The sequence below is a fragment of the Mycolicibacterium iranicum genome (genome assembly GCF_002101705.1).
Classification (GTDB): domain Bacteria; phylum Actinomycetota; class Actinomycetes; order Mycobacteriales; family Mycobacteriaceae; genus Mycobacterium; species Mycobacterium iranicum.
Window position 1 is genome coordinate 286,505 of the sequence record NZ_LQPC01000019.1, and the last position, 6,787, is coordinate 293,291.

Annotated in this window: 7 protein-coding genes; 5 read left to right on the top strand and 2 right to left on the bottom strand. The window is 63.1% G+C overall.

Annotated features, from left to right (window positions below):
- Positions 1-118: 118 nt before the first annotated feature.
- The 3 genes from AWC12_RS04995 to AWC12_RS05005 are packed head-to-tail and all read left to right on the top strand — an operon-like array spanning position 119 to position 3,412.
- On the top strand, positions 119-1,285 hold the full coding sequence (locus AWC12_RS04995; protein WP_420087682.1) for a cytochrome P450: 1,167 nt from the start codon (positions 119-121) through the stop codon (positions 1,283-1,285).
- Between the two features lie 4 nt (positions 1,286-1,289).
- On the top strand, positions 1,290-2,339 hold the full coding sequence (locus AWC12_RS05000; RefSeq protein WP_085172676.1) for an NAD(P)H-dependent amine dehydrogenase family protein: 1,050 nt from the start codon (positions 1,290-1,292) through the stop codon (positions 2,337-2,339).
- Positions 2,336-3,412, top strand: coding sequence for an NAD(P)H-dependent amine dehydrogenase family protein (locus AWC12_RS05005; RefSeq protein ID WP_085172678.1), 1,077 nt, complete (start codon positions 2,336-2,338; stop codon positions 3,410-3,412). Before AWC12_RS05000 ends, AWC12_RS05005 begins: the two co-directional genes overlap by 4 nt.
- 13 nt (positions 3,413-3,425) lie before the next feature.
- Here AWC12_RS05005 and AWC12_RS05010 read toward each other — a convergent pair whose 3' ends face one another.
- Positions 3,426-4,628: an alpha/beta hydrolase gene (locus AWC12_RS05010; RefSeq protein ID WP_085172680.1), complete on the bottom strand. Its 1,203-nt coding sequence runs from the start codon at positions 4,626-4,628 to the stop codon at positions 3,426-3,428.
- Between the two features lie 164 nt (positions 4,629-4,792).
- Here AWC12_RS05010 and AWC12_RS30995 point away from each other — a divergent pair, with 164 nt between their 5' ends.
- Positions 4,793-4,939: a hypothetical protein gene (locus tag AWC12_RS30995; protein ID WP_165762765.1), complete on the top strand. Its 147-nt coding sequence runs from the start codon at positions 4,793-4,795 to the stop codon at positions 4,937-4,939.
- Positions 4,940-5,069: 130 nt separating this feature from the next.
- Entirely contained in the window at positions 5,070-5,912 is an 843-nt protein-coding gene (locus AWC12_RS05015; RefSeq protein ID WP_085172694.1) for an SDR family oxidoreductase, read from the top strand.
- 8 nt (positions 5,913-5,920) lie between these two features.
- Here the strand turns inward: AWC12_RS05015 and AWC12_RS05020 are convergent, their stop codons facing one another.
- On the bottom strand, positions 5,921-6,730 hold the full coding sequence (locus AWC12_RS05020; RefSeq protein WP_272937873.1) for an SDR family NAD(P)-dependent oxidoreductase: 810 nt from the start codon (positions 6,728-6,730) through the stop codon (positions 5,921-5,923).
- Between the last annotated feature and the right edge of the window lie 57 nt (positions 6,731-6,787).

The window sequence follows — 6,787 nt, forward strand, 5'->3', positions numbered from 1 at the left end:
GACAGGGTGTATGTTGGACCGGCGTCGTGCAGTGAGGAGCGTTTGGGTGTTGAAACCGGCATCAGTCGACGAGCTCGAACGGAGCATCCGCGAGGCGCAGGACAGATTCAACAAGGGCATGGGTGCCGACGGCGACGCGACTCCATACCCGTTGTTGAAGGAACTGCGCGCTCAAGCTCCGGTGCATCCTGGTTGGCCCGAAATGGGTGTGGTCGGCAATTCTGGCGATGGCCCACCGACGTTCACCGCGTACTCTTTCAACGCGGTCAAAGCTGTGTTCACCGACAACATCACCTTCAGCACGCGATGCTACGAGGACATTGTGCGGCCGCTGCAGGGGCCGACCATCCTGGAAATGCAGGAACCCGAGCACGCCGTCTACCGCAAGCTGCACGAGTTCGCGTTCGCCCGGTCTTCGATGAAGCGCTGGGATGACGAGTTGGTCGGGCCGCTGGTCGATCGCACCCTCGCGAAGCTCAAGGATGCCAAGCGCGCTGACCTCGTCGATGCGGTGTTCATGCCGATCCCGGTGCGGGTGATCGCAGCACTGCTCGGACTCCCTGACTCCGACGTGCTGCAGTTTCATCGCCTGGCGATCGACATCCTGGGCTTCCGAGGCGACATGGAAACCGCGATGAAGGCCTCGGCGGAAATGCGCGAGTATTTTGTCGGGATCCTCGCTGAGAAACGCAAAGCGCCCGCCGACGACATGGTGTCGATTCTGGCCGGTGCCGAGGTCAACGGCGTCAAGATGTCCGATGAGCAGATCTACGGCTTCATGCGGAACCTGTTGCCCGCAGGTGCAGAGACAACATCGCGATCCACGGCCAGCCTTGCCTATGCGTTGCTGACACATCCGGAGCAGCTGGACGCGGTGCTTGGCGACCGGAGTCTGCTGCCACAGGCGATCGAGGAAGGGATCCGTTGGGAGACACCGCTACTGAACTTCATGCGAGAGGTCACCTGCGACACCGAGTTGGAAGGAATCCAGATCCCCAAGGGCGCAACGATGATGCTCAGCTTGGGCAGCGCCAACCATGATGAATCACGATGGGATGAGCCCGAGCGCTTCAATATCTTCCGGAATCGGAAGCCGCACATTGGTTTCGCCCACGGAGCACATGTGTGTCTGGGCATGCATCTGGCGCGGCTGGAAAGCATGAAAATCTTCAATGCGCTATTCGACCAGCTACCCGGCCTGCGCCTGGACCCCGACGCGCCGCCGCCCTACATCACAGGCACGATGTTCCGGTCGCCGCCGCGGCTCGATGTGATCTGGGACTGAGCGCATGACCCGTATCATCCAGTGGGCGACCGGCGTCACCGGCACTATGTCGCTGCGTCATGTGATAGGCCGCGAGGATCTCGATCTCGTCGGGGTGCGCGTGTATGACCCGGCGAAGTCGGGCGTCGACGCGGGAAGACTGTGCGGCCTGCCGGCTACGGGCGTGACCGCCACCGATGACCGCGAGGCTCTGCTGGCCCTGGACGCCGATGTCGTGCTCTACATGGGGAAGGTCGAGACCGACACCCCCGGATGCTTCGCCGATGTCTGCGATCTTCTCGCGTCGGGCAAGAACGTGATCACCACCGGCAGCCGGTTCATCCACCCGAGATCATTGGACAGCTCGCTGGCCGACGGCATCGAAAGCGCCTGTAGAAAGGGTAGATCGGCGTTCCTGGGCCTCGGTCTCTATCCGGGCTTCATCGGCGAGTCGCTGGGTCCGATACTCTCACGCCTCACCCAGCGCACCGGCCGCATTGATGTTCGCGAAGTGCTGAACTACTCGACCTATGCAAGCCACGACCTGATCTTCAATGCAATGGGTTTCGGCTTTCCGCCCGACGACCCTACGCCGCTGCTTACCAACACCGAGTATGCCGCCGGCGCATGGATCGGCAGCGCGACCGTACTTGCCCAGGCTCTCGGTCTGCAGATCCGAAGCGTGCGTGGATACCGTGAAGTTGCCACGACGCCGAGGGCATTGACGGTGGCAGCCGGTGAGATACCCGCAGGCACCGTGGGGGCGATGCGTTTCGGAGTGGCTGCCGACTGCGGTCCGGTGACACTTTCGGTCGAGCACCTCACACGAATGGCCGACGACCTCGCGCCAGACTGGCCGACCGACATCGGTTACGAGGTGACGTTTGTCGGTGAGCCGAACCTGAGCTTTCACCTCGTGATCGGTTCTGACGACGAAGATCACGCCCAACAGGGCTGCCTGGCGACCGCCATGCACGCGATCAACGCGATACCGGCGGTGCTGGATGCCGACCCAGGTCTCTACGACCTGTCCACCATAGGTCCGTTCGTGGCGCACTGGACGCAGCGCTCATGACGCTGAACGTCATTGTGATCGGTACAGGTGGTGTCGGAAAGCCCGCCCTTCGCGCTCTGCTGGATAACCCGACGTATAACGTCGTCGGCGTCTGGGTGTCTTCCAATGCCAAAGCGGGCAGGGATGCCGGCGAACTTGCGGGCATCGATCGGACGACCGGAATCGTCGCCACGACTGACCTCGGCGAACTGCTGGCGGGCAAGCCACATTGCGCGGTGTACGCGGCGATCGCCGACACGCGGATGCTGGAGGCGCTGGGAGACTACTGCACAATCCTTCAGTCCGGCGTCAATGTTGTTGGTACGGGCGGGACATTCCTGCAGAATCCGTGGGGCGTGGTGCCTGAGGAGCTCTACCGCTCTGTCGAAGAGGCGGCGCAAGCGGGCGGAGTAAGCCTATACGTCAACGGCATCGACCCCGGCTTTGCCAACGACATCGTGCCCTTCGCGCTCGCCGGCACGTGTCAGAGCGTCGAACAGATTCGCTGCATCGAAATCTGCGATTACTCGACCTATGACAGTGCCCTCATCATGCGGGATCTGATGGGGTTCGGTCGGCCGCTCGAGGAGACCCCGATGGTCGTCGCTCCCGGTGCGCTCAAGATGGCGTGGGGTTCGGTGGTGGAGCTGGGAGCCAAATGGCTCGGGGTAGAACTCGACGACATCGCCGAGCACTCGGTCCGAGTGGCCGCCCCGGACGCTTTTGACACCGCGTGGGGGCACATTGCCGAAGGCACAGCTGCCGCCCTGAGATTCGAGGTGGCAGGTCTCGTCGACGGTCGGCCTGTCATCGTGGCAGAACACGTCACTCGCATGCGCGACGATCTGTGCCCGGAATGGCCCCGCCCTGCGACTGGCTCGTACACCTACCGCATCGAGATCACAGGGGAGCCGTCGTATTCGATGGACTTCAACCTCAGCAGCCGCAACGGCGACCATGCGCACGCGGGCATGGTCGCCACCGCATCGCGAGTCGTGAACAACATTCCGGCGGTGGTCGATGCTGCGCCGGGCATCGTTACGACGCTCGACCTCCCGCTGCCGTCCGGCAAGGGGCTGTTCCGCCGCACATGAACGCCGGGCCGGCTCATACTGCGACCGGCGCGCTGTGCCTGAGATACATCGCGTCCAGGAATGTCGCGGCGGCCAGGCACGCCGGACCCGTTCGGGCCCCGTCGAGCAGATCGAATGCATGCTGGGCACCGGGAAGTTCCAGATAGCCCACAGGGGACTGTGATTCCCGCCGTAGGCGGTCTACGAAGTGGCGGGCCTGCGCTACAGGGATGACACTGTCCGCGGAGCCGTGGACGACGAAGAACGGCGGTGTGGCGGTGGTGATCCGCGCCATCGGCGATGCCGACCGGAATATCTGAGGGTGGGAGCTTTGCGCCCGCTTCACGACAAGGTGTTCGAGGAAGCCCATGAACTGATCGCGTTCGACGCTTGACCTGTCCTCCCAGTCATATCTGCCGTAGAACGACACCGCGGCATCTACGCTGGCGTCCGCGTCGCCCAATTCCGCGTCGAACTCTGCGTCTTCACGGCTCATCGCTGCCAGCGCTGCAAGATGCCCGCCGGCGGAAGCGCCGGCGATAGCGAGGAAACCTGGGTCACCACCATGAATGGCTGCGTTCGCCCGCACCCATGCCACGGCGGCTTTGACGTCCATGATGTGACGGGGCCAGCGGTGTCTCGGCGAAACGCGGTAATCGATTGCGTAGCAGACCCATCCGCGAGCGGCCATGAAGGAGAGCAGCGCATGACCCTGGTGTCGAGATTTTCCGTACAACCAGGCGCCGCCGGGGACGAAGACCAACACGGGGGCCGGCTTGGGCGGTGCGCTCGCAGAACGCCAGATATCGAGCACCTGCGCGGGGTGGGTGCCATAGGGAACCGAAGAGTGCAGGAGGAAGCGCTCGCGTTGTCGAGCCATGGCAACCACCGGAGGCGTCCGCGCGGCCGGCGGCCACTCCTCAATGGCAGGAGCCATCCCGGCTAACGAAGCTGCGCAGGCCGCGAGAGTTTCACTGTGCGAATACGGAGTGGTCGGTGTAGGCCGGTCGCTTTCGGCACCCACAGAACGCTGCTGCAGGAACGCAGGAATTTGGCGCGCCATCCACGCCCCCATGGCCGCGGCGTCGGCGACTGGCTGCAGATGGGTGCCGATGATCGGGATCGAGGTGCTGGCTCGACTGACAGCGCCGAGGTACGCGACAGCAGTCCGTCCCAGGAGCCGACCGGCAAGTGAACACAGCGTCGTCCGAATCGGAATTTCATTTGCGGCGGACATTCATCGACGGTACGCCCATCCGACGAATCCTTCTGCATATCGACGCATTCGGAACGAACGCGTTGGAACGCCAGTCTGTTTCATTCTGTGTCACGTGCGCTCCATGGACTGGAACACCGCCTGTTCGGGTACACGGAGCGCGAATGGATGCGAAGGAGATCGCTGTGACCACACCCGACCACGCCGACAACACCGGTGACAATCTGCGGCACGCGGCAGAGCTGCAGAACCGGGCCAATAATGACCCGGCCACTGAACTGCCGACCGAAGACGTCGCCCCCGAGACGCCGTTGCCTGACTTCAACACCTGATCGCTCTGCGCCGATGGCTAGGGCCGGCCGGGTGGGCCAGCCAGTCTATTGCGAGTGATAACGTTTGCTCTCAAATCGGGTTTGTTTGGTTCTCATCCGCCTTGAGCTGATGCATCGAAGGGAAGTGACCATGGAGGACGTGCTCGGATACGGGGGCAAGAATGTCGTCGTCACAGGCGCGGCGTCGGGGATGGGGGAGGCCACGGCCCAGATCCTGGTCGACCTCGGTGCGCAGGTGACCGCGCTGGACATCAAGCCGACAACGGTTCCGGTAGCGCGCGCGATGCAGATCGATCTCCGCGATCGAGCGAGCATCGAAGAGGTGGCAGCCTCGATCGACGGGCCCGTCGACGGACTGTTCAGCTGCGCCGGTTTGCCGGGTCCACCGTTCAGCGAATGGGACACCATCCTGGTCAACTTCGTCGGCGCTCGGCATCTCGCAGAGCTGCTGGTGCCCAAGATGGGCGAAGGCTCCGCGATCAGCGTGATCTCGTCGTCCGCGGCGATCGGCTGGCAGGACCACATCAAGGTGATCACGACACTGCTGGAGACAGACGGTTTCGAGGCGGCGGTCGATTGGCTGAAAGCCAACGAGAAGAAGTGGTCATGGAGCGGTTACGCCTATTCGAAGTACATCATCGACGCCTGGGTGGGCTGGTGGTATCCCGTGTTGGGCCGTAAAGGCATCCGCATCAACTGCATCAACCCCGGGCCCACCGAGACGGCCATGATGCCGGCCTTCCAGGACCTGATGGGTAAGGAGACCGTCGACGACGCGATCGGGCCGGTCGGCCGATACTCCAGGGCAGAGGAGCAGGCCTGGCCGCTCGTCTGTTTGGGCAGCCCAAGGCTGAGTTATGTCGGTGGCACAGTGCTCTGGACCGACGGCGGCTGGCACGGCGCGATGACGATGGGCCGTCACAATGCGCAGTGGGCCGACACCGCAGCCGACCAGATGGCGAAAAAGAGCTGAGTCCGTGCTCAGATGAAATCCGAACCGCCATCCACATTGACCGTCGCTCCGGTGACGTAGCCGTTGCGCTTCGATGCCAGATACACGGTGGCTGAGGCGATCTCCTCGGGGAGACCTGCGCGACCGAGGTCACATGGATGGCCGTAGGTGCGTTCGACCCACGCCATGACGTCGTGCGGATCTGCCGAATCGAACCCATCAGCAGCCAATACATCCTTGAGAATCTCGGTGAAACTAGCCGTCACGATGGTGCCAGGGCACACGCAATTGACCAGGATTCCCTCGGGTCCCAGACTCTTGGACAGATTCTTGGTCAAGCTCGACAATGCGGCCTTCGACGCGGTGTAGGCGACCAGGCGTGGACTCTGCCGCTGAATGGAGTGCGCGGACAGGGTGACAATCCGAGCCCAATCGGCAGCCCGCAGTAGCGGCAATGCCGCGCGCACTGAGCGCACCGCCGACATGGTGCCCAACTCGAAAGCGGCGTGCCAGTCGGCATCGTCGAGTTCGTCGAACATGCCTGCATTCGGTCCGACGGTGTGCACGAGAATGTTCAGGCTCCCCCACGCCTTGGCTACTGTCGCGTAGCCGGCGCTGATGGAATCAGCGCTTGTCATGTCGACGCTGAGCGGAAGCACCTCGGGAGCACCGGCTTTCCGGATGCGGTGCGCCGCGGATTCCAGGGCATCTACGCCGCGAGCCATGACAGCTACACAGGCGCCTTCTGCTGCGAGAGTCTCGGCAATGGCCAGCCCCATGCCCTTGCTACCGCCTGTGACTACGGCTTTGGCGCCGTAGCCCGGATTTTGCGTGGTAATTGGTGTGGGTTCGGTGTGATGCCGAGTTGTGTTGTTGGGTAGTGGTTTTCGTGTGGT